Consider the following 21,780-nt stretch of genomic DNA (forward strand, 5'->3'; position numbering starts at 1 on the left):
GCGGCGAGGTGGCGTTCACCGAGGAAGGACCGAGGCGGCTCCCGCGTCCCTTGCTGGCGGAGCGTCAGCCTCCCACGAACAGGATCGGAAACGCCTGCCACAACACAGCCACGAGGGCGATGGCGTTCACCAGCGTGGCGAGCATTGCCGCCCAGCCAGAGAATTCGTCACCTTCCCGCCGGATTGCCGCAAGGCCGCGCCGGGTGAGCCAGACCAGCGCCGCAAGGCAGGCCAGGGTGAGCGCCCCGGCGAGGAGCCGGGCGACAAGGATGCGCTCGGGAAAGATGCTGGCGATCGCATAGGCACCGAAGAAGTGGACGGTCCACACCACCAGGCCGCCCAGCAGGAACCTCCAGGTGCGCATCAGTCCGCTCCGGTGACGAGGCGAACGATCAGCGCCGCGGCACTCCCCTGCGCGGCGGCGTAGAGGACGAAGAGGGTGATGAGATCGACCGTGTTGTTGCGCGGACGGGTGACGAGGTCGCGGCTGGTGCGGCCGGCAAGAAACGCCGCCATGAGCGCTGCGACGACAGCGAGCATCAGCTGATTGGCGAGAAAGGCATGCGCCACCGCGCCTTGTCCGCTCAGTTCCGGATCGAGCCGCGGCGACAGGCTCCAGTAATCCGCGGCAAGCGACGGGAGCAGCAGAAGGGCTCCGGCCATGCTGGCGGTCGTAGGCGACCACCGGGTGCTCTTCTCACGCGCCAGCAGCCATCGTCCGAGCAGGACAAGCCCCGCCGCCCCCGCATAGAGCGCCAGCACCGGAGCGGCTGTCGCAAGCGCGGGCGGCTCCCGCCAGAAGTCCGGCTGCACGCCGAACAGATAGAGATAGCTGAACACGGTCATCAGGAAGAGCATGAAGATCACGATCAGCAGGATCACCATCGCCCACCAGCCGTGGGTGCGCGAGCCGGTGACATAGGTCGGCAGCATGATGCCGGCGCCCACGTCCACCTCCTCCGCCGCCACGGGGCGATCGGTGTCCCACAGCCAGCGCAGCACGCAGAAAACCGCGATGATCCCGCTCGCGATCGCCGGGGTGTAGGCCTCGACGGTCAGCAGCAGGAAGAAACCGGCGGTCGTCACGGCCGAGAACAGCGGCCAGACCGAGGGTCCGGGCATGATCTGGACATATTCGGGCTCGGCGCGGACGGGACTGGTGATCAGCGTCTCGCGGTGCCCGGTCGGCGCGCCGGGCAGGAAGTAGCGCCCTTTCTCGACGTCGCGGGCGAGGTCGGGATCGTCCCACAGCGGATAGCGGCTGTTGACCACCGGGATCGAGCGGGCGGAGTAGAGATCGGTCGGCAGCCATTCCAGCGTCGCCGCGCCGTAGCGGTTGCCCGCGCCCTCGCCCGTGGTGAAGCGGAAGTTGCGCGCCAGATCGACGAGGAACAGCGCCACGCCCGCGGCGAGGATGAAGGCGCCGAGGGTCGAGAGCATGTTGGTGAACGTCAGCTCTGCCCCGGGGAGGTAGGTATAGACCCGGCGCGGCATCCCCATGAAGCCCGTCACGTGCATCGGCAGGAAGGTCACGTGCATGCCGAGGAACATCAGCCAGAACACCCACTTGCCCAGCCGCTCCGAGAGCGGACGGCGGCTCGCCATGCCGACCCAGAAGTAGAACACGGCGAAAAGCGGGAAAACCGCCCCGCCGATCAGCACATAGTGAAGGTGGGCGACGATGAAGTAGGTGTCGTGTGCCTGCCAGTCGAAGGGCACCATCGCCACCATCACGCCGGTGAGCCCCCCCATCACGAAAATGACGAGCCCGCCGAGCACGAACAGCGTCGGCGTGTTGAAGCGTGGGCGGCCGACCGCGAAGGTCGCGATCCACGAGAACACCTGGATGCCGGCGGGCACGCTCACCGCCATGCTTGCCGCCGCGAAGAACCCGACCGAGAGTTCCGGCATACCGGTGGTGAACATGTGGTGCGACCACACGCCGAAGCTGATGAAGGCGGTGGCGAGGAAGGCGAGGATGATGAGGTCGTGCCCCACCAGCGCGGTGCGCGCGAGCGCCGGGATCATCGTCGAGACGAGCGCCGCGGCCGGTAGGAAGATGATGTAGACCTCGGGGTGGCCGAAGAACCAGAAGAGGTGCTGCCACAGGAGCGGATCGCCGCCGCGGGTCGGGTCGAAGAAGGGCCAGTTGAGGGCCCGCTCCAGCTCGAGGAACAGGGTGCACATGATGACCGCCGGAAAGGCGATGACGATCATCGCGGCGAAGACCAGCATCCCCCAGGCGAAGAGCGGCATCCGGGCGAGCGTCATGCCCGGTGCGCGGGTGCGCAGCACCCCGACGATGATCTCGATCGCCCCGGCAATGGCGGAAATCTCGATGAAACCGATGCCCAGCAGCCAGAAATCGGCATTGATGCCGGGCGAGTAGGCCTTGCTCGTCAGCGGCGGATACATGAACCAGCCGCCGTCCGGCGCGAGGCCGACGAAGAGGCTGGCGAAGAAGCACAGTCCGCCCACGAAATAGGCCCAGAAGGCATAGGCGGACAGGCGCGGGAACGGCAGGTCGCGCGCCGCCAGCATCTGCGGCAGCAGCATCACCCCCAGCGCCTCCATCATCGGCACCGCGAACAGGAACATCATCACCGTGCCGTGCATGGTGAAGAACTGGTTGTAGGTGTCCTGCGGCAGGATGCCCTGGAGCGGCAAGGCGAGCTGCACCCGCATCGCCAGCGCCAGCACGCCCGCCAGCAGGAAGAACAGGAAGGCCGCGCCCACATACCACAGGCCGACATAGTTGTTGTTGACGATGGTGAGGCGGGCCCAGCCCTTCGGGGCGGCCCAGATGCGCTTCAGGGCGTCGAGTTCCCCCTCCGGCCGCGGTTCGCTGGTCGGGAAACGGTTGTAGAGATCCGGATCGAAGCCGGTCTCCGACGTCACTTCTGCTGCTCCAGGTAGATCGCGAGGTCGCGGATGTCCTCGGCTGAGAGCACGGAATAGGGCGGCATGCGATTGCCGGGCTTGATCGCCTGGGCATTGCCGATCCATCCCATCAGCGTGCCGCGGTTGTTGGCAAGGATGCCCGCGCCCAGTGTCCGGCGCGTGCCGACATGGGTGAGGTCGGGCCCGGCCATGCCGTTGTGCGGCGTGCCCGCGATCCGGTGACAGGCGGCGCACCCGGCCGAGGCAAACAGGGCGGCACCGCGGCTTTCGACTGCGACTGCGGCAGCGGCGTCCCGCTCGCGCCGGGCAGCCATGATCTGCCGGAACTCGGCGGGCGGGTGCGCCACCACCACGAAGCCCATCAGCGCATGCGGCCCGCCGCAATATTCGGCGCACTGCCCTCCGTAGGTCCCCGGCTCATCCGCCCTGATCTTCATCAGGTTGACGCGGCCCGGGATCATGTCGAGCTTGCCCGACAGGCGCGGCACCCAGAAGCTGTGGATCACGTCGGCCGACCGCAGTTCGATCACGACCGTCTCGCCGACAGGGATGTGCAGCTCGTTTGCGTCGTGCAGCATCACCTCGCCCTGCTGGTCGAGGTAGGCAACGCGCCACCACCACATCTCCCCCGTTACGGCCACGCGCATCGTGCCCGGCGGCGGCGCTTCGGAAAGGCTGCGGGTCAGTGACAGGCCGTAGACGAGCAGAGCGGTGAGCACCACCAGCGGGAAGGCAACGCCGCCGATCCAGATCAAGGTCTGGCCACCCAGCTTCGCTCGCAATGCCGGCGGTCCGAACAGCGCCACCCACAGCGCCGCGAGGACCACGCCGAGCACGAGGACGGCCATGGCGAAGAGCACCCAGCTCAGCACCGCGATCGAGCCCGCGAAGGGCCCGGCTGGGTCCAGCACCGGCGGCGGCCAGCCCTTCAGCAGGGGATCAAGGCTCGAGCGTGTAGAGATATGCTGCCACATCTCGCGCCTCCCTTTCGCTGATCGGCATGGCCGGCATGGTGGTGCCCGGCAGCACCGCCGGGGCGTTGGCGACATAGGCCGCGAGCACGTCCGGCCGGTTCGGCAGCCGGCCCGAGATGAGGTTGCTGGCGGCAAAACCGTGGAGCGACGGCCCGACTTTCCCTTGGGGCCAGCGGATGCCCGGCACGGTATGGCAGCTGGCGCAACCGACCCTGACGATGATGTCGCGTCCACGCTCGGGACTGGCTCCGGGCATGTAATGGCGCTCCTCGGGTGGCGGCTTGCAGGCGGCGAGCACCAGCAGAAGGATCGAGGCGGCAGCTTTCGGCACGGCAACTCCCGGCAGAAGGTCGGAGCGAAGGGGTGGCTGCGGAACCTTTGCCATGCCGGCCATGTTCCCCCCCGGGTGAGTTTCCTGCGTGCCTGCGGACGGGCCCGGGTCGCATTGCTGCTGCCGGCAATCGCGGCTTGCGCCGACGTCGACGATGCGTCCGATCGCCGGTTCGCGGCCACCGGCGAGATCATCGCCCTGAGCGGAGCCGGTGCGGGTGCGGCCAATGCCTGCTTCACCTGTCATGGCCTGGAGGGGCGCGGGAACGGGGCCGGCGCTCCGCGGCTGGCGGGGCTCGATGTCGGCTATCTCGAACGGCAGATGCGCGCCTATGCCGATGGACGGCGGCAGCACGCACAGATGAGCTGGATCGCCGGCAGGCTCGACCAGTCGGAGCAGCTCGCCGTCTCGGCCTACTATGCCGCGCTTCCCTACCAGCCTGAACGCGAGGCCGTCCTGCCTCCGGCGCCCGTCCTCTGGCAGCGCGGCGATCCTTCGCGCGGCTTGCAGCCCTGTGCAGCCTGCCACGGCGATGCCGGACAGGGAATGGGACCCGCCAATCCCGCGCTTGCAGGGCAACCGGCGGCCTATCTCGCCCGCCAGCTGCATCAGTGGCAGGTGGCGAAGCGGCGGACCGATCCGGGAGACGTGATGCTGCAGATCAGCCGGCATCTGACCAACCGGGAGATCGCGGAACTGTCTGACTTTGCCGCCCGGCTTCCCGGGGGTGTTCGGCGTCCGGCACTTGCGGAAGGATCCCCCGCAGCACATCGTGACGATCCCAGAAGTGATGCTTCAGCGCCGCGCCGACGTGGAGCGGCACGATGATCATGAGCAGCCAGACAAGCAGCCGGTGCACGTCCTCGGCCCAGTCGAGAATGCTCCAGCGCAGCGTCAGCGGCAATTCCTCGAAGGGCATGCGCGGCCAGGGGATCGCTCCGGCCAGATAGAGCGGCCCCGGCTCGGCGACCGAGGACCACATGGCCCAGCCGCTCAGCGGAAGGCCGAAGAAGGCGAGATAGAAGAGGTAGTGGATCACATAGGCAAAGGTGCTCTGCCACCCTTGCGTGTCGGCATCGTTGTGAGGTCCCGGGATGATCATTCGCCAGATCACCCGACCGACAGCGAGCAGCAGGACCGGCAGCCCCGCAGCGCTGTGTACCTCGTAGGCGAAGAGCTTGTCCCCGCCGGGCCACAGAAAGCCCGTGTACCAGCCCCAGCCGAGCTGGAACAGCACCAGGAACGCCATGATCCAGTGGAAGGCGATGCCGACGGGGGTGTAGTGGCCGCGCTCGGTCCACCGGCGGGCCCAGGCGCGCAGCCGCTCGATCATGCCGCCTCCGCCACCCGCTCGCCGGCGAGCCAGCGGGCGAGGATCGCGGCGGCGGCGAGGAGATAGAGTCCCGCCCCCGGCGCCCACATGATGAGGCCCGCGAGCTGCTGGTCCTCGAGCGGTGCCAGACCCCAGGCACCGGTGCTGCCGAAATGCGGCGCATAGAGCGGCGCGCGCGAAAAGGTCAGGAGAGCGCCGAGCAGGCCCATCTGCACCATCGTCGCCAGCAGCGCCGCGACGGCGGCGAGTGGCTCGGCGGCGCGCAGCTTCAGCCACAGCAGCAGGGCGCTCCCGAGCAGGCTCGCCTGCATCGCCCAGTAAAGCGTATGGTTCGACAAGGCGGCCGCGTAGAGATCGGGCGCGTGCCACGCCCAGAAGACGAGGGCATGGATGGCCGTCCACAGAGCCAGCCCCCCCGGCGCGCGGACGGTCGGGGGCATCGCAACCGCAACAAGCGGCGCCAGCACGCCCACCAGCACGATGTGATGCACCGTGCGCGCCGCGAACAGCGCCGAGGTTAGCGCGCAGAAGGGGGACACGAACAGCACCGCTGCCAGCATCCAGCCCGCAATGAAGGCCTGACGCGAACGGCCGCCCCGGCCGAGCCCGGCGCGGAAGATCAGCGGCATGGCGACGAGCCCGAGCAGCAGCCACGGGTCGAGGTTCCAGCGCGACAGCCACTCGCCCGGCTCCGGGGCGGCGCCGCAATACGGCAGCCACTGCGGCAGGCCCGCCTGCACCATGTCCGTTCTCCCAGTCCTGCGGCGAGCGCCGCGGTGGTCAGCGCGCAGCGGTGCGCGCCGGCGGCGTCACGCGCCAGATCGTGTTCGAGAGGTCGTCTGCGACGATCAGCGCCCCGCGCGGGTCGACCGTCACGCCGACCGGGCGGCCCATCGTGTCGCCGTCCGCCTGGAAGCCAGCCACGAAATCGACCGGCGGTCCGGCGGGCCGACCCCCGCGGAAGGGCACGAAGATGACCTTGTATCCGACCGGCTCGTTGCGGTTCCAGCTCCCGTGCATCCCGACGAAGACGCCTTCCTCGTAGCCCGCTCCCATGGCCGGCACCGAAAAGGCGAGGCCGAGCGGCGCTGTGTGCGATTGCAGGCTATAGTCGGGCCTTACGGTTGCCCGGACGAGATCGGGACGCTGCGGCTGCACCCGCGTATCGACGTTTGGTCCCCAATAGGCGTAAGGCCAGCCGTAGAAGGCGCCTTCGCGCACCGTGGTCAGGTAGTCGGGCACGAGATTGGCGCCAAGCTCGTCGCGCTCGTTCACCACCGCCCACAGCTGGCCGGTGCCCGACTGCACGGCGAGCGCCGTGGGGTTGCGCAATCCGGTGGCGAAAGGCCGTGCGGCGCCGGTCTCGGCGTCCACCTCCCAGACCATCGCACGGTTCTCCTCGACCTCCATGCCGCGTTCGCCCACGTTCGAATTGGAGCCGATCCCGACATAGAGGAAGCGCCCGTCGGGGCTGGCGGTCATCGCCTTGGTCCAGTGGTGGTTCACTTCCGAGGGCAGGTCGGCGAGCTTCACCGGAGGGCCGCTCGTGCGCGTCTGGCCCGGCTCGTAATCGAAACGCACGATCGCGTCCTGGTTGGCGACGAACAGGCGGTTGCCGATCAGCGCAAGCCCATAGGGAGCGTTGAGGTTCTCGGCGAAGACGGCGCGCCCCTCGTAGCGGCCGTCACCGTCGGCATCACGCAGCAGGGTCAGGCGGTCGCCCCCCTTCACCGGGCTGGTGCCCTGTTTCTTGATGTAGCCGGCGATCAGGTCCTTGGGCGTCAGCACCGGGGCACTGCCGCCCATGCCCTCCGCCACGAGAATGTCGCCGTTCGGCAGCACGAGGCTCTGGCGCGGGATTTTCAGGTCGCTGGCGATCGGAGTCACCGCGAAGCCTTCCGGCACGACTGGCCGCCGGTCGCCCCAGCCGGCGGGGCTGGCGATGTTCATGCTCGGCACGAGGCCGCGCTGCTGGGCGGGCAGGTCCGGGTTGGGGCCGTATTGCGTTGCCTCGGGGTCGCCGGCGCAATGCGCGAGCAGCACGGCTGCGGCGAGGGTCGGGAGAGCTCTGGTCATGCCGGCCTCCGCCCGCGCAGCCTTGTGAAGGCCGCCCAGATCGCCGCAAGTGCGAGCGCCAGCACGATCAGCGAGAGGATCAGCCCCGTCGGCATCGCCGCCCATGCGTCCTTGGCATGGACCAGCGCATTGACGAAGCCGACCACGAACGTGGCTGCCAGCAGACCGGGGGCGATCCATCCAGCGCCGCGCAGCGCCTCGATGGCGGTCCAGACGAGCGCGAGGCCGACGAACACCAGCCCTCCGGCGATCAGCCAGGAGGCGAAGTTCGTCCACTGCACCTCGTATGTCGCGGAATAGGCCCAGTCGGCGAGCAGGGCGCCGAGGAACAGGGGCGGGGCTCCCGCGATGACCACTGCCCGCAATGGGTCGAGGATTCTGAGACGGTCAGACGCATGCGTCGCGGCCATTCGCTTTCCTTTCTCGCGGGTTTGCGGCGACACGCACTCTTCCGGTGGAACCGGCGGAGGAGGGCGGCACCTCGAAGGCTGCAGGATGTGAACGGCCGTAACCTGACGCCTCGCCTAACCCGCGGCCATGCGGGAGGTTTGCATTATGCGTTAGTTTCGGGCGGCCCTCCTGCTAGCCGCATGACCGCCATGTCGGCTGTCACGTTGCCGAGCGTGCGAAACACGTCGGGCAGGGTCTCGATCGCGAGCAGCAAGGGGAGCAGCGTCACCGGAACGCCCATCGCGATGCACACCGGGGCGATCACGGCGAAGAACGATACCTGCGCCGGGAGGCCGACGGCGCCCACGCTGACAGCCGCCGCCACCAGCGCACCTATGACGAGGGTGGCGGGAGCGAGCGGCACACCGTGGACCTGCGCCAGATAGACCGCGACCGCCACGTTGGCGGCGGCGCTGGCGGCCCGGAAGAGCGACACGGCTAGCGGCAGGACGATCCCCGCGCTCGCGCCGTCGACCTTCACCAGCGGCGCTGCGGCGACCATCACCGGCAGCGAGGCGAGCGAGGACTGGGTGCTCATCGCCACGGCCTGCGCCGGCAGCGCCGCCCGGGCGAAGGCAAGCATCCCAATGCGGCCCGCGATGGCGGCGAACAGGTGCATGAACAGCGCGATCGACAGGCACACCGCGATGATCACGATGACATAGTGGAGCAGCACTCCCGCCGCCCCCGCCCCGAGCGCGATCCCGACCCCGAAGGCGAGCGCGAACACGCCCAGAGGCCCGATCCACAGCACCCAGCCGACGATCACCAGCATCACATCGGCGACGGCGCGGAACACGCGTGCGAGCCCGGCACCGAGTTCGCGCTCGATCCGGGCAAGCGCGAAGCCGAACAGCATGGCAAAGAGCACGAGCGGCACCATCGCGGTCTCGGCGCTTGCGGCGATGATGTTGGCAGGGACGATGGCGTCGACCCAGTCGCCCTCGCCACTCGCCGCAGGAGGGGCCGTGCCGCCGACCAGCCGGTCCGCACCTTGCGGCATGGGCCACGCTTCGAGCAGCAGCATTGCAACGCCCCCGCCGATCAGCGCGGCGGCTGCGAGCAATAGTGCGAACCATCCCAGAGCGCGGCGCGAAATGGCGTTGCCGCCACTCTGGCCCGCCTCGTAGACGCCAGCGATCAGCAGCGCGGTGACCAGCGGCACCACCGTCATGGTGAGGGCGTTGAGCCACAGCTTGCCGACCGGCCGGGCCACGGCCAGAAGGTCCGCCTCGTAACCGCTGCCGTTCGCCACCGTGCCCGCGACGAGCCCGCCGGCGAGCGCCGCCAGCAGGCGAACAGGCGGCGTGTTGAGCGCGAAGCCCCTTTTGCTCATGGACGGCGGTCGATGCGCAGGCCCACCGCCGCGATGCGATCGACGCCGGCATAGGCCGCGCCGGAGAGCTCGTCCCCGAAGATGTCCGGGTCGAGCAGGCGGTAGTCGAGCGTGTAATCCGCGCCCGGCAGGCATTCGGCTAAGGCATCGCGCACCACATCGCGGCCCGCGACGATCGAAACGCCCGTATGCATGACCAGCCGGCCTCCCGGCGCCAGCAGGCGGATCCCGCCGAGCGCCCAGTCGAGCGACAGCCTGCCGCCGAACAGGTCGCCGCCGTCCCGGTAGGCGCGCCGCTCGGTGTCGATCATGAAAGGCGGGTGCATGACGATGAGGTCGTAACCGCCTGCAAGCTCGTCGGGGGATCGCACCTGCTCAAGAACGAAGTCGATCCCGGCATGGGCGGCGTTCGTCCCGGCGAGCGCCAGCGCGCGGGGGTTGATGTCCGCCAGCGTCAGGCTTGCGCCGGGCAGATGGGTCGCGGCGGTGATGCCGCCGACGCCTGCCCCTGCCCCGTAGTCGAGGATGCGCACCGGACCAGCCAGGCCCTCCAGATTGCGCAGGATGTAATCCCCGAACCGATGGCTGTCGGGGCCGAGGAACACCGCGTCCTGCTCCACCGTGGGAAAGCGCGAATGGATGAAGAGGTTGCCGAACACCCGCGAGACCCTGACGCGCGAGACTATGAGCCCGTCGCCGCGCCGTTCCAGGAACTCCGCCCGCTCGAGCGCCCCCAGCACGGGATCAGGAAGACCATCGCTTCGGCACGGACGGCTCCAGCCCAGCAAATCCATGAGGTTATCGCCCACCTTGCGTCCTTCGCGTTCCAGAACCCGCATATGCGAAGCCGGGGTCGGGGCCAGAAAGTCGTAATCCAGCCTTTCGAGAGCCCCCAGCAAATCCATCGCCGCGCTGTGCCCGGGCGGAGCTTGCGCCGGCGCTGCCATTTCGCCCGTGTCCCGTTGCGCGTTCATCCTGATACCTCCCTTGTCCCGGTATGATCCATGCGCCGGGTGGGGGGACAAGACAGCGGCGGAAGGGTTTGTTCCGCCAGCGCACGACCTTGCGATGTCTGACGTGCAACATCGGCTGAAGCGAGGAACGACCGGGGGACGACAAAGGGACGACAGGGGGACGACAGGGGGTCAAGGGAGGCCTGCCCGCACCTTTTCGCCGCTTGTGCGGGCCCGACCATCCGCTGCCGGAACATGGCCGACCAGTGGCGCCCGCCGTGATCACTCCTGCCGCACACTTCCCTTTGGAACCGATGTTATGGCCCCGCGTCCCTGCGCTGGCGATGATCGGCTCCTTTCCTCTTCCCTTTCGGGAAAACCAAGGATTTCCGATGGGTCGGCCGGATGATGATCTCAGCGCGTATGTCGTGGAACCTCGCGCACCGTGGAGCTTGCGCGATCACACGATCTATCGCGGCGCCCACTATCACAGCCACACGCCGATGATCCGGCTCATGGTCGATCTCGGGCAGCTCGAGCAGTGGCCGACCTCGCGGCTGGAGGATTTCGCGGACCGCCTGCTCGCCATGCTCCCCGGACTCGCGCGGCACCGATGCAGCCGCGGGCACGCCGGGGGCTTCGTCGAGCGCCTGCGCGAGGGCACATGGCTCGGCCATGTCGCGGAGCACGTCGCGCTCGAGCTGCAATGCGAGGCCGGCCACCGCGTCACCCGCGGCAAGACCCGCAGCGTGAAGGGCCGCCCGGGCGTCTACAACGTCATGTTCGCCTATCGCGAGGAGGACGTCGGCCTTGCAGCCGGGCGGATCGCGCTGGAACTGGTCGACGACCTGCTGCCCGAACGCCTTTCGGGGATCGGGAGTCTGGACAGGCTCGCACCGCTGGAGGGCGGCTTCGACCTTGCCCGGCGGCGCGCGCAGCTCGCCCGGATCGCCGCCGCCCGCGCGCTCGGGCCGACGACGCAGGCGCTGGTCGACGAGGCCGAGCGGCGCCGCATCCCGGTGACGCGGCTCGGGCGGGGGAGCCTGATCCGGCTCGGCCACGGGCGCTACCAGCAGCTCATCCGCGCCAGCATCACCGGCAAGACCGCCTTGCTGGCGGCCGAGGCGGCGGGCGACAAGGACTACACCAAGCAGCTCCTCGCCGCGCACGGCATCCCCGTGCCGACGGGGGTGGTGGTGCGGAGCGAGGAGGAGGCCCTGCGCGCCGCCGCCCAGCTCGGCTATCCGCTGGTCACCAAGCCGCGCGACGGGAACCACGGACGCGGCATCACCACCGGCATCCTCGAACCGCGCCAGCTGTGCGCCGGCTTTGCGGCGGCCCTTGCCGAAGCGAGGCGCGGCGAGGTCATCGTCGAACGGTTCTTCGCCGGGCGCGATCACCGCATCCTCGTGGTTGACGGCAAGGTCGTGGCCGTGGCGCAGCGGGTGCCTGCCGCCATCACGGGCGATGGCATCTCGACCGTCGAGGCGCTCGTCGCAGCCGTGAACCGCGACCCGCGCCGGGGCGTGGGCCACGAGAAGGTGATGACCCGCATCACGCTCGACAAGGCGGCCGAGGACCTGCTGGCGCAGGCCGGGCTCACCCGCGACAGCGTGCCCGCAAGGGGCGAGACCGTCGTGCTCGCCGCCACCGCCAACCTTTCGACCGGCGGAACCGCCATCGACCGCACCAACGAGGTCCACGCCGACAATGCCGCCATCGCGGCACGCGCGGCCATGGTGCTCGGGCTCGACGTTGCGGGCGTCGATTTCATCGCGCCCGACATCGCGACACCGGTGCGCGAGACCGGCGGCGGGGTGATCGAGGTCAACGCCGCACCCGGCTTCCGGATGCATCTCGAACCTTCTGAGGGCGCCTCGCGCGATGTCGCACGACCCGTGATCGAGATGCTCTTCCCGCGCGGCGCCCGCTCGCGCGTGCCGATCTTCGCGATCACCGGCACCAACGGCAAATCGACCACCGCGCGCATGCTGCGCCACATCTTCCGCTTCACCGGCAGGATCGTCGGCATGACCTCGACGGCGGGCGCATGGGTCAACGATACACTGATCGTGCCGGGCGATGCCACCGGCCCGCGCAGCGCGCGGATGGTGCTGAGCGACCCTTGCGTCGAGGTCGCAATCCTCGAGACCGCGCGCGGCGGCATCCTTCGCGAAGGCCTGGGCTATGATCAGGCCGATGTCGGCGCGGTGCTCAACGTCACCGCCGATCACCTCGGGCTGAAGGGCATCGACACGCTGGAGCAGCTCGCCGAGGTCAAGAGCCTCATCATCGAAAGCGTGCGCCGGCGCGGCGCATCGGTGCTCAACGCCGACGATCCCCTGACCCGCAGGATGGCGCGGCGCGCGGGCGGCAAGGTGATCTGGTTCTCGCTTGCCGGAGGCGAGGAGGACATGGCGGGGTGGCTGCGCGACCACATCGAGGCGGGCGGCGCGGCGGTGGTGCGCGAGCCGGGGCCGGACGGGGGCACGATCGTGCTCCACCGCGAGGGCCTTCGCGAGGTGGTCCTTCCCGCCGCCTCGATCCCGGCGACGCTCCACGGCCTTGCCACCTTCAACATCGCCAATGCGCTCGCGGCGGCGGCGATGGCGGCAGCGCACGGCATCTCGCTGCCGACGATCCGCTCGGCGCTGGGCACCTTCCAGTCGGATTTCGAGAACAACCCGGGCCGCCTCAACGTCCACGATGCACACGGCTTCCGGGCGATCATGGACTACGCCCACAACGTCGCGGGGATCGAGGCGCTCGGCGAAGTGGTCGAGGGTCTGCGCCACCGCTACCAGCGCACCATCGGGGTGATCTCGGTCCCCGGTGACCGCCGCGACGAGGACATTCTCGCGATGGCACGCATATCGGCACGGCTGTTCGACGAGCTGGTGTTCCGCGAGGACCCGGTCACCCGCGGCAGGCCGCGCGGCGAATTGCTCGGCCTGCTCATCCGGGGCGCCGAGGAAAGCGGCTTTCTGCGCGGGTCGGTGCGCTCGGTGCAGAGCGAGCCGGAGGCGAACGCCATCGGCCTTGCGCTCGCCGGGCCGGGCGACCTCCTGGTGCTGACGCCCAGCGATGTCGCCGGGTGCTGGAAGCAGGTCACCGAATTCCGGCCCGCCGAGGCGATCTCTCCGGCGTCCCACGCTGCCCTTGCGGAGCACGGCGCGTGAGGAGTGATCAGACGAGGTGGACGATCCTGGTCCACGGCGGCGCCAAGACCATCGCCGCCGAGGATGAAGCGGCCAACCGCGAGGGCCTTGAGGAGGCCGTGCGCGCCGGGGCGGGGGTACTCGCCTCGGGCGGCACGGCCGTCGCGGCGGTCGAGGCGGCGATCCGGGTGATGGAGGACCGTCCGGTTTTCAACGCCGGCCGCGGCTCGGCCACCACCCGCGACGGCGGCATCGAGATGTGTGCGGGCCTGATGGACGGTGCCACGCTGCAGGTGGGCGCCGTCGCTGCCCTGCCGCTGGTGCGCCACCCGGTCAGTGTCGCGCGCGAGGTGCTGGACGAGCGCGAGATCCTGCTCGCCGGCACCGGCGCGCTCGCCTACGCACGGCATTTCGGCGCGGAAATGCGGGCGGAGGACGGGCACGAGCGGCTACGGGTCGCGGCGAGCGCCGATGCCGATGGCGACACGGTCGGAGCGGTGGCGCGCGACAGCGACGGCGATTTTGCCGCCGGCACATCGACCGGGGGGCTCGAGGGGATGCTCGCGGGCCGGGTCGGAGACAGTCCGCTGCCGGGCTGCGGCTTCTATGCCGACAACGAGCTCGGCGCGGTCGCGCTATCGGGCGACGGCGAGGCAATCGCGCGGCTCGCGCTGGCATCGCGCATCGTCGACAGGCTCGACCGGATGGACGTGACGCCGGCGATCGAATGCGCGCTCGCACGCATCGCGCGGCTGGGGGGCGAGGCGGGAGCGGTCGCCCTCGACCGCAGCGGCCAGCCCGGCTTTGCCCACAACAGCTCCCACTTTGCCGTGGCCCTGATGCGGGCCGGCGATGACGGGCCCGCGATCTGGCTCCGGAGCGACGAGGAGCCTCGCACATGAACGGGCCGCTGTTCGTCATCGGCGGTCACGAGGATCGCGATCCCGAAGGGCGCCGCACCATCCTTGCCGCGATCGCAAGGCGGCTCGGCGGCGACAAGCTGGTGATCGCGACCACCGCCAGCCCCTCCCGCACCGGATATTTCGACGCGTATCAGGCTGCCTTCGCAGGTCTGCACGAAGGCGAGCTGGTCGAACTCTATCTCGACCGGCGCAGCGAAGCGGACGGGCCGCAAACCCGCGACCTGCTGGAAGGCGCGCGGGGTATCTTCTTCACCGGCGGCAACCAGACGCGGCTCACCAGCATGATCGCGGGCACCGCAGTCGACGCGTGGCTCCAGCGGTTGCATGGCGAGGGAGGGCTGATCGCGGGCACCTCCGCAGGCGCCTCGGCGCTGAGCGCGGCCATGCTGGTCTCGGGCGACAGCGACGAAAGCGGACGGCGCGGCGCGGTGGAGATGGCCCCCGGGCTCGGCCTTCTCGAAGGCACGATCATCGACCAGCACTTCGCCCAGCGCGGGCGGATCGGGCGGCTGGTGGCGGCGCTGGCGGCGGCGCCGGGATCGCTCGGCCTCGGGCTCGACGAGGACACGGCGGCGGTGGTGGAGAACGGCAGGCTTGCGGTCATCGGGTCCGGGGCGGCCTATGTCCTCGATGGCAGGGGAGTGGGTTACTCCAACGTGTCGGAGGTGCGCCCGGGCACGCCGATCACGGTGCACGACCTCGGGCTGCACGTTCTCGGCCATGGCGGCGCGTTCGACCTGTCGGGCCGCAAGCCGCTGGTTCCGGCTTCCGGCGAGGGAGAGCACGATGGCTGATGCCGCCCCCGCACGTCTGCCGCTGGACCTGCCTGCCGGCCCGCAGGCCCGCCGCCGCATCGTCATCATCGGCGGCGGGTTCGGCGGGATCGCCTGCGCCCGCGCGCTGGCCCGCGCGCCGGTCACCGTGACGCTGATCGACCGCAACAACTACCACCTCTTCCAGCCGCTGCTCTACCAGGTCGCGACCGCCGCGCTCTCGCCCGCCGACATTGCCGAGCCGATCCGCAAGATGCTGCGCCGCCAGCGCAACGCCGAGGTGGTGATGGCCGAGGTGACGGGCATCGACACCGCAGGGCGCGAAGTGCTGACCCGTGACGGCGCGGGCATCGGCTACGACACGCTCGTGATCGCCACCGGCTCGGTCTACAACTATTTCGGCAACGAGGCCTGGGCACAGCACGCCCCGGGGCTCAAGACCATCGACAATGCCCGCGCGATCCGCACCCGCGTGCTGATGGGCTTCGAATGTGCCGAGCGCGAGAGCGATCCGGCGCGGCGGCGGGCGCTGATGACCAGCGTGATCATCGGCGGCGGACCGACGGGCGTGGAGATGGCCGGTTCGATCGCCGAACTCGCCCGCCACGCGCTAGCCCGCGATTTCCGCCACATCGACCCGCGCGAGGCCCGGGTGGTGCTGGTCGAGGCCGGACCGCGCCTCCTTGCCGCGTTCCCCGAGGAACTCTCAGCCTATGCCCTGCGGCGTCTCGAGGCGCTGGGCGTGGAGGTGCGGACCGGCGAGGCGGTCGAGGAGGTGAACGTCCAGGGCGTGCAGCTGCCCGGCGAGTTCCTTGCAGCGAACGCGATGGTGTGGGGTGCGGGCATCCGCGCCTCGCCCGCCGCGCAATGGCTCGGCATCACGCCCGACCGCGCGGGGCGCATCCCGGTCGATGCGCGGCTGGAGGTGGAGGGCCATCCCGGCATCTTTGCGCTCGGCGACACGGCCGCAGCTCCGGGGGAGAGCGGCGATCCCCTGCCCGGCCTTGCGCAGGTCGCCAAGCAGCAGGGCGAGCATCTCGGGCGCGAGTTGGCGCGGCAGCTGCGGGAGGGCGGGGAAGTCGCGCCCTTTACCTTCCGCAACCGCGGCAACACCGCCATCATCGGTCGCCACGCCGCCGTCTTCGATTTCGGCAGGCGGCGGCTGAAGGGCTATCCGGCCTGGCTGCTGTGGGCGGTGGTGCATGTCTACCTGCTCGTCGCCTTCGAACAGCGCGTGCTGGTGAGCATCCAGTGGCTGTGGCGCTACGTCACCTTCCAGCGCGGGGCGCGGCTCATCACCGGGCCGGACACCAACCTTGGTGAGGGCGCCGCGCGCGGCCCCGCGCCACAGCCACCGGCGTGATCCACGACATCCTCATCGTCGGCGCGGGGCCCGCCGGGCTCACCGCCGCGCTCTACGCCGCGCGCTTCCTGCGCTCCGTGCTGGTGCTCCACGACGGCACGCCGCGCGCCGCGCAGATACCGCTCTCGCACAATGTCCCCGGGCACGAGGCGGGGATCGCCGGCCCCGATCTCCTCGCCCGGATGACGGCCCATGCCGAGCATAGCGGCGCTGAGGTCGTGGCCGCCCATGTGACGGATGCGCGGCGCACGAGCGAAGGCTTCTTCACTCTCACCGGCGCGGACGGCGAAGGCTGGATGGGCCGCGCGCTGATCCTCGCCACCGGCATCGCGCAGAACCAGCCGCCCTTGCCCGAGGACGTGCACCAGGCGGCGGTCGATGCGGGCGTGCTGCGCTACTGCCCGGTGTGCGACGGCTTCGAGCATCGCGGCCAGCGGATCGCGGTGCTCGGCTGCGACGTCTCGGGCGCGGCCGAGGCGATGTTCCTCAGGGGCTATTCCGGGGACGTGACCCTGATCCCGCGCCGCGACGTCGAACTGACCGGCGAGGAACGGCGCGAGCTCGAGGCGGCGGGCGTTCACGTGCTGGGCCGGGCCGTGACCCGTTTCGAGCCGACGGAGCGCGCGATGCAGCTCCACGTCGAGGGCGACGGCGCGCCTCTCGCCTTCGACGTGCTCTACCCTGCGCTCGGCTCGCGGCCCCGCAACGCTCTGGCGCGGCAACTCGGGCTCGGCCTCGGCGAGGAGGGCACCGCCCCCGAGACCGCGCATCTCGGCACCGACATTCCCGGCCTGTGGTGCGCGGGCGATCTGGTCGAGGGGCTCGACCAGATCAGCGTCGCGATGGGGCACGGTGCCTTCGCGGCGACCCGGGCGCACAACTGGCTGCGCGCCCGCGACGGGGAGACGGTGGAAGCGGTGCTCGGCCATGATGCGAGCGCTGCGGGCGGCTAGGCGCGCGTGCTGGTATTCCAGGTCAGTGTCTCTGCGTGCCGCCCGGCGATGATGGGCGCCCACACAGGAGACGGATCATGGCACAGAAGGGAGCCGGGGGTAACCCCGGCGCGATCACCAGCAAGGGCGGCGACGGCGCGAGCGGCAGCACCGGCACGGGCCGGGGCGGTGGCAACAATGCGCGCGGCAAGTCCTCAACCGGACAGACCAAGGGCAACGACAAGCGCGCCGACAAGGGCAAGCCCGCAACCTAGGCGACATTCGTTGATCGGGCCCTCCCGTGCGAGATCGCGCAAAGCGATGCGTTCGATGCATCGCGCCTGAAGCACGCTCGAAAGGCGTTGCCAAAGACTGAACATATGTTTAGTCTGCCGCGAAAGAATCGCGCACCGGAGAGTCCTGATGGAAGAAATGACGATTCGGCGGATGGAGTTTGCCTTCCAGCCTGACATGGATCTCGTCTTCGTGAAGGACGACCCCGAGATGTCCTTCATGTTCCTCGGCGCATGGATGATGCTCCCCTACCTCGAACCGTTCCTCATCCGCACCATGCGCGATGCGCTGCCGCAGATCCGCGACCCGCAGCTCAAGGAGGATCTCAAGCGGTTCTGCGCCCAGGAGGGCGAGCACTACAAGCAGCATGCCCGCGCCAACGAGTTGATCCGGGCGCTGCATCCCTCCTACGAGGCGCTGCTGCCGCTGGAGAAGGAGCTCGATGCGGAGCTGAAGGCCTTCACCCGCGACAAGCCGCTGAAGTTCAAGCTCGCCTATGCCGAAGGCTTCGAGAGCATGACCAGCGCCATGTCGCGCGCCCAGTTCGAGGTGGGGCTATACGACCGCACCGACAGCCCGCTCGCCGACCTCGCGAAGTGGCACGTGATGGAGGAGCTGGAACACCGCACGGTCGCCTTCGATGTCTATGAACACATCGTGGGAAGCTGGTTCTACCGCATGAAGCAGAGCCTGTGGTCGCAGAAGCACTACCTGGGGTGGGTCAAGCGGTTCCGCGATGTGCTGGTGGCGCCGCAGGGGGAACTGTTCGCGGCCTATGACACCCCCGAGATCAGGGCGCGGCGCAAGGCGTTCAACAGCCACTATCTGAGGCGCGGCATCCCGCGCGTGCTGGCGACCTACATGCCCTGGTACAACCCGGCCAAGGTCGATCTGCCCGAGCAGTTCCAGATCGCCCGCGAGCATTACTCGCAGACCGCCCTCACCACCGCCTGAGACCACAGGACGCCCCATGGAACAGACCCCGCCTCCCATCCCTGCCGCCCTGCAGGAATTCGTCGCGCGCGTGATGGCGCGGCCGATCGTGCCGACACATTCCGACCAGCAGACCATGCACGTGGGCGCCGATGAACTGCCGTGGATGGAAGCAGGCGACGGCAGCGCGCTCCAGCTGCTCCACGTCGATCTGAACCAGAACCTGTGGGTCTCGAAATCGCGCATCCCGCCCGGCTACCGCGTGCCGACGCATTACCACACGGGCCTTGTCTTCGCGGTGACACTGCAAGGGCGCTGGTTCTATGCCGAAACCCCCGATGCGGTGAATTCGCCCGGCTCCTACCTGTTCGAGCCAGCGGGCTCGCTCCACACCCTGTGCACGCCCGGGGATCAGGAGGGCGACACCATCGCCTGGTTCGCGATCTATGGCGCGAACATCAATGTCGATGCCGACCACAAGATCACCTCGGTGATCGACGCCCGTGCTGCACTGGAGCTCTACACCGGCTATTGCGAGGCCCTGGGCCTCGACACCTCCAAGCTGATCGTCACGGGGGCGTGAGATGCGCGCGGCGGTGATGCGGGACCGGGCCTTCACCATCGAGGACCGGCCCATGCCCGAGCCCGGCCCGGGCGAGGTGCTGCTGCGCACCCGGCTCTGCGGAATCTGCGGGTCGGACCTCCACCAGTTCAAGCACGCCCGCGAAATCGACGCGACCGCGCGCGCACTGGGCGCGCCGGGGCAGGATCTCGACAAGGGCATGGTGCTGGGCCACGAATATGTCGGCGAAGTGGTCGCCTTCGGGCCTGATACGGTGCGGTCATTGGCCATTGGTGACAGGGTCGTGTCGGTGCCGTTCCTGATCCGCGAGGGCGCGCCGGTGCCGATCGGTGCCAATGTCGAGGTCGACGGGGCCTATGCCGAATACTTCCTCGGCACCGAGGCGCTGCTGCTCAAGATCCCCGAAGGCGTGCCCGATGCCGCCGCCGCGCTGGTCGAACCGCTGGGGATCGCCGTGCACGCCGTCGCGAAATCGATGCTGGGCGATGGCGACCTGCCTTGCGCGGTGCTCGGCTGCGGCCCCATCGGCCTCGCCATCATCGCGGTGCTGAAGATGCGCGGGGTGACCAGCATCGTCGCCTCCGACTTCTCGCCCAAGCGGCGCGAACTGGCGCGGGCAATGGGGGCGAGCGAGGTGGTCCATCCCGCCGAACGCCCGGTGTTCGAGGCGCTGGGCATGGCCGCTCCCGCGATCGTGTTCGACTGCACCGGCGTGCGCGGCGTGCTCTCGCAGACGATCAACACCGCGCCGGTCGGCTCGCAGATCGTGGTCGCCGGCATCCCGCAGGGCGAGGACAGCTTCAACCCGATGGTCGCCATCGCCAAGGAGCTGAACCTCCAGTTCGTGCTCTACTACACCCCTGCCGAATTCGCCGAGGCGCTGGCGGCGGTCGCGGAAGAACGGATCGACTGGCAGCCACTGGTGACCGGCACGGTCGGGCTGGAAGGAATAAGCGAAGCCTTCGCCGCGCTCGAAGACCCCGAGAGACACGCCAAGATCATGATCGACCCGTGGAGCGACGCGCGGCTGTGAGCGTGGAGACGCTGACCCTGACCCATGCCGGCCTCGCCTTCACGGCCCATGCTGCGGGCGAGGGACCGGTTGTGCTGATGCTCCACGGCTTTCCCGATACGCCCGCCACATTCGACGACCAGATGGGCGCGCTGGCAGCGGCGGGATACCGGGCGGTGGCCGTCACCATGCGAGGCTACGAGCCCTCGTCGCAGCCGCCCGATGGCGATTATCACGCGGTGCGCATGGCCGAGGATGTGGTCGCCTGGGCCGCTGCACTTTCGGACACCCCGGTGCATCTCGTCGGCCATGACTGGGGCGCGAACATCGCCTATGCCGCCGCCAGCCTTGCGCCCGAACGCTTCGCCTCGCTCGCGACCATCGCGGTGCCGCACCCCGTCCGCTTCGGCGAGGCCTTCGCCGCCGATCCGCAGCAGCATGCGCGTTCGGCCTATATCCTCGCGTTCCAGACGCCAGGGTTCGAGGAGCAGGTCCTCGCCAACGACTGCGCCTACCTCGAGGCGCTCTGGCGCGCGTGGTCGCCCGGCTGGGACATTCCGGCAAGGATGCTCGCCGACATGAAGACCGCTTTCCGGCAGACCGGGGTGGCGCGTGCGGCGCTCGAATACTATCGGCAGGCGTTCGACGCGGTCTCGCCCGCCGCGCTGGAAACCGGGGCGCTGTTCACGCGTCCCATCACGGTGCCGACCCTCGGGATCTGCGGTACCGAGGATCAATGCATTTCCGCAGAGATTTTCCTGGCAGGGATGCGCGACGCCGACTTTCCCGCGGGGCTCGAAACCCGCTCGATCCCCGGCGCAGGCCATTTCTGCCACGCAGAGGCACCCGGCCCGGTCAATGTTGCCCTGATCGACTGGTTCACGCGGCACCCGGCCTAGCAGTCCGCGCAGTTCAGCAGACCTGCATCCCCAGCCAGTCGGCGATCAGGGCGGGCTTGTCCTGTCCCTCGATCTCGACCGTCACCTCGGTGGTGAGGAGGTAACGCCCGCTCCCCTTGTCCTCCAGCGCCTTCAGCCGGTGACGCGCGCGGATGCGGCTGCCCGAGGGGACGGGCTGGAGAAAGCGCACTTTCTCGAAGCCGTAATTCACCCCCATCCTGATCCCCTGCAGCACGATGGCACCCTCGGGCATCATCGAGGCGAGCAGCGAAAGGGTGAGAAACCCGTGGGCGATGGTGCCGCCGAACGGGGTGGCAGCGGCGGCGATGGGATCGACGTGGATGAACTGGCGATCGCCGGTCACCTCGGCAAAGGCGTCGATCCGGGGCTGGTCGACCAGCGTCCATTCCGACACGCCGAGGTCCGTGCCGATCAACGCCATGGCGGCAGCAGGGTCAAGCAGTTGCATGGCAGGCTCCTCGGAATGCAGGACGGGACGGCAGAGGGGCAGCGCCAGACCCCTGGTCGGACGCTGCCAGTGCCGATTCATGGGAAG

At 69.4% G+C, this 21,780-nt stretch carries 21 protein-coding genes and 1 pseudogene; 11 read left to right on the forward strand and 11 right to left on the reverse strand.

All coding sequences use genetic code 11. The features are described from left to right. Window positions 1–64 precede the first annotated feature (64 nt). Genes ACMX37_RS12405 through ACMX37_RS12420 form a run of 4 tightly spaced genes read right to left on the reverse strand, consistent with a single transcriptional unit; the run spans window position 65 to window position 4,131 of the window. On the reverse strand, window positions 65–364 hold the full coding sequence (locus ACMX37_RS12405) for a hypothetical protein (protein ID WP_483146220.1): 300 nt from the start codon (window positions 362–364) through the stop codon (window positions 65–67). Then, window positions 364–2,898, reverse strand: coding sequence for a cbb3-type cytochrome c oxidase subunit I (locus ACMX37_RS12410; protein ID WP_483146221.1), 2,535 nt, complete (start codon window positions 2,896–2,898; stop codon window positions 364–366). The genes ACMX37_RS12405 and ACMX37_RS12410 overlap by 1 nt, the downstream gene beginning before the upstream one ends. Beyond that, window positions 2,895–3,875 (reverse strand): cytochrome c oxidase subunit II, encoded by a 981-nt coding sequence (coxB, locus tag ACMX37_RS12415; RefSeq protein ID WP_483146222.1) that lies wholly within the window; start codon window positions 3,873–3,875, stop codon window positions 2,895–2,897. The genes ACMX37_RS12410 and coxB overlap by 4 nt, the downstream gene beginning before the upstream one ends. Next, on the reverse strand, window positions 3,841–4,131 hold the full coding sequence (locus tag ACMX37_RS12420; RefSeq protein ID WP_483146223.1) for a c-type cytochrome: 291 nt from the start codon (window positions 4,129–4,131) through the stop codon (window positions 3,841–3,843). The genes coxB and ACMX37_RS12420 overlap by 35 nt, the downstream gene beginning before the upstream one ends. A gap of 3 nt (window positions 4,132–4,134) precedes the next feature. Here ACMX37_RS12420 and ACMX37_RS12425 point away from each other — a divergent pair. Further along, a pseudogene (locus tag ACMX37_RS12425) lies at window positions 4,135–4,782 on the forward strand (c-type cytochrome); the annotation flags it as partial. Between the two features lie 85 nt (window positions 4,783–4,867). On the opposite strand, the gene ACMX37_RS12430 reads toward ACMX37_RS12425, so the two are convergent. The 6 genes from ACMX37_RS12430 to ACMX37_RS12455 all read right to left on the reverse strand — a co-directional run bounded on the left by ACMX37_RS12430 (window position 4,868) and on the right by ACMX37_RS12455 (window position 10,375). Continuing rightward, window positions 4,868–5,539 (reverse strand): cytochrome b, encoded by a 672-nt coding sequence (locus ACMX37_RS12430; protein WP_483146224.1) that lies wholly within the window; start codon window positions 5,537–5,539, stop codon window positions 4,868–4,870. After that, complete coding sequence (locus tag ACMX37_RS12435) at window positions 5,536–6,282, reverse strand: cytochrome c oxidase assembly protein (RefSeq protein ID WP_483146225.1); 747 nt, start codon at window positions 6,280–6,282, stop codon at window positions 5,536–5,538. The genes ACMX37_RS12430 and ACMX37_RS12435 overlap by 4 nt, the downstream gene beginning before the upstream one ends. A gap of 37 nt (window positions 6,283–6,319) precedes the next feature. Next, the gene (locus ACMX37_RS12440) at window positions 6,320–7,615 is read right to left on the reverse strand and encodes a PQQ-dependent sugar dehydrogenase (RefSeq protein ID WP_483146226.1); all 1,296 of its coding nucleotides are present in this window, start codon (window positions 7,613–7,615) and stop codon (window positions 6,320–6,322) included. Next, entirely contained in the window at window positions 7,612–8,025 is a 414-nt protein-coding gene (locus tag ACMX37_RS12445) for a hypothetical protein (RefSeq protein WP_483146227.1), read from the reverse strand. Before ACMX37_RS12445 ends, ACMX37_RS12440 begins: the two co-directional genes overlap by 4 nt. A gap of 143 nt (window positions 8,026–8,168) precedes the next feature. Further along, window positions 8,169–9,401, reverse strand: a complete 1,233-nt coding sequence (locus tag ACMX37_RS12450; protein ID WP_483146228.1) for a dicarboxylate/amino acid:cation symporter — start codon at window positions 9,399–9,401, stop codon at window positions 8,169–8,171. Continuing rightward, window positions 9,398–10,375, reverse strand: coding sequence for a methyltransferase (locus ACMX37_RS12455; protein ID WP_483146229.1), 978 nt, complete (start codon window positions 10,373–10,375; stop codon window positions 9,398–9,400). Before ACMX37_RS12455 ends, ACMX37_RS12450 begins: the two co-directional genes overlap by 4 nt. Window positions 10,376–10,746: 371 nt before the next feature. Between ACMX37_RS12455 and cphA the strand changes: the two genes are divergently transcribed. The 10 genes from cphA to ACMX37_RS12505 all read left to right on the forward strand — a co-directional run bounded on the left by cphA (window position 10,747) and on the right by ACMX37_RS12505 (window position 21,224). Further along, a complete protein-coding gene (cphA, locus tag ACMX37_RS12460; protein WP_483146230.1) occupies window positions 10,747–13,533 on the forward strand; it encodes a cyanophycin synthetase in 2,787 nt (928 codons plus the stop codon). Then, window positions 13,530–14,414 carry an isoaspartyl peptidase/L-asparaginase family protein gene (locus ACMX37_RS12465; protein ID WP_483146231.1) on the forward strand — a complete coding sequence of 295 codons (885 nt, stop codon included), beginning with the start codon at window positions 13,530–13,532 and terminating at the stop codon, window positions 14,412–14,414. The genes cphA and ACMX37_RS12465 overlap by 4 nt, the downstream gene beginning before the upstream one ends. After that, the gene (locus ACMX37_RS12470) at window positions 14,411–15,229 is read left to right on the forward strand and encodes a cyanophycinase (RefSeq protein WP_483146232.1); all 819 of its coding nucleotides are present in this window, start codon (window positions 14,411–14,413) and stop codon (window positions 15,227–15,229) included. Before ACMX37_RS12465 ends, ACMX37_RS12470 begins: the two co-directional genes overlap by 4 nt. Then, the gene (locus ACMX37_RS12475; protein WP_483146233.1) at window positions 15,222–16,571 is read left to right on the forward strand and encodes an NAD(P)/FAD-dependent oxidoreductase; all 1,350 of its coding nucleotides are present in this window, start codon (window positions 15,222–15,224) and stop codon (window positions 16,569–16,571) included. The genes ACMX37_RS12470 and ACMX37_RS12475 overlap by 8 nt, the downstream gene beginning before the upstream one ends. After that, entirely contained in the window at window positions 16,568–17,524 is a 957-nt protein-coding gene (locus ACMX37_RS12480; protein ID WP_483146234.1) for an NAD(P)/FAD-dependent oxidoreductase, read from the forward strand. The genes ACMX37_RS12475 and ACMX37_RS12480 overlap by 4 nt, the downstream gene beginning before the upstream one ends. 77 nt (window positions 17,525–17,601) lie before the next feature. Beyond that, a complete protein-coding gene (locus ACMX37_RS12485; protein WP_483146235.1) occupies window positions 17,602–17,778 on the forward strand; it encodes a hypothetical protein in 177 nt (58 codons plus the stop codon). Window positions 17,779–17,935: 157 nt separating this feature from the next. Next, window positions 17,936–18,751 carry a metal-dependent hydrolase gene (locus ACMX37_RS12490; RefSeq protein ID WP_483146236.1) on the forward strand — a complete coding sequence of 272 codons (816 nt, stop codon included), beginning with the start codon at window positions 17,936–17,938 and terminating at the stop codon, window positions 18,749–18,751. Window positions 18,752–18,767: 16 nt separating this feature from the next. Next, window positions 18,768–19,313: a 2,4'-dihydroxyacetophenone dioxygenase family protein gene (locus ACMX37_RS12495; protein WP_483146237.1), complete on the forward strand. Its 546-nt coding sequence runs from the start codon at window positions 18,768–18,770 to the stop codon at window positions 19,311–19,313. A gap of 16 nt (window positions 19,314–19,329) precedes the next feature. After that, entirely contained in the window at window positions 19,330–20,346 is a 1,017-nt protein-coding gene (locus ACMX37_RS12500; RefSeq protein WP_483146238.1) for a zinc-binding dehydrogenase, read from the forward strand. A gap of 2 nt (window positions 20,347–20,348) precedes the next feature. Then, window positions 20,349–21,224 (forward strand): alpha/beta fold hydrolase, encoded by an 876-nt coding sequence (locus ACMX37_RS12505; protein ID WP_483146239.1) that lies wholly within the window; start codon window positions 20,349–20,351, stop codon window positions 21,222–21,224. A 13-nt stretch (window positions 21,225–21,237) separates the two neighbouring features. On the opposite strand, the gene ACMX37_RS12510 is transcribed toward ACMX37_RS12505, so the two are convergent. Next, window positions 21,238–21,693 (reverse strand): MaoC family dehydratase, encoded by a 456-nt coding sequence (locus ACMX37_RS12510; protein WP_483146240.1) that lies wholly within the window; start codon window positions 21,691–21,693, stop codon window positions 21,238–21,240. Window positions 21,694–21,780 lie beyond the last annotated feature (87 nt).

This window comes from Porphyrobacter sp. THAI-01a, from assembly GCF_056868655.1.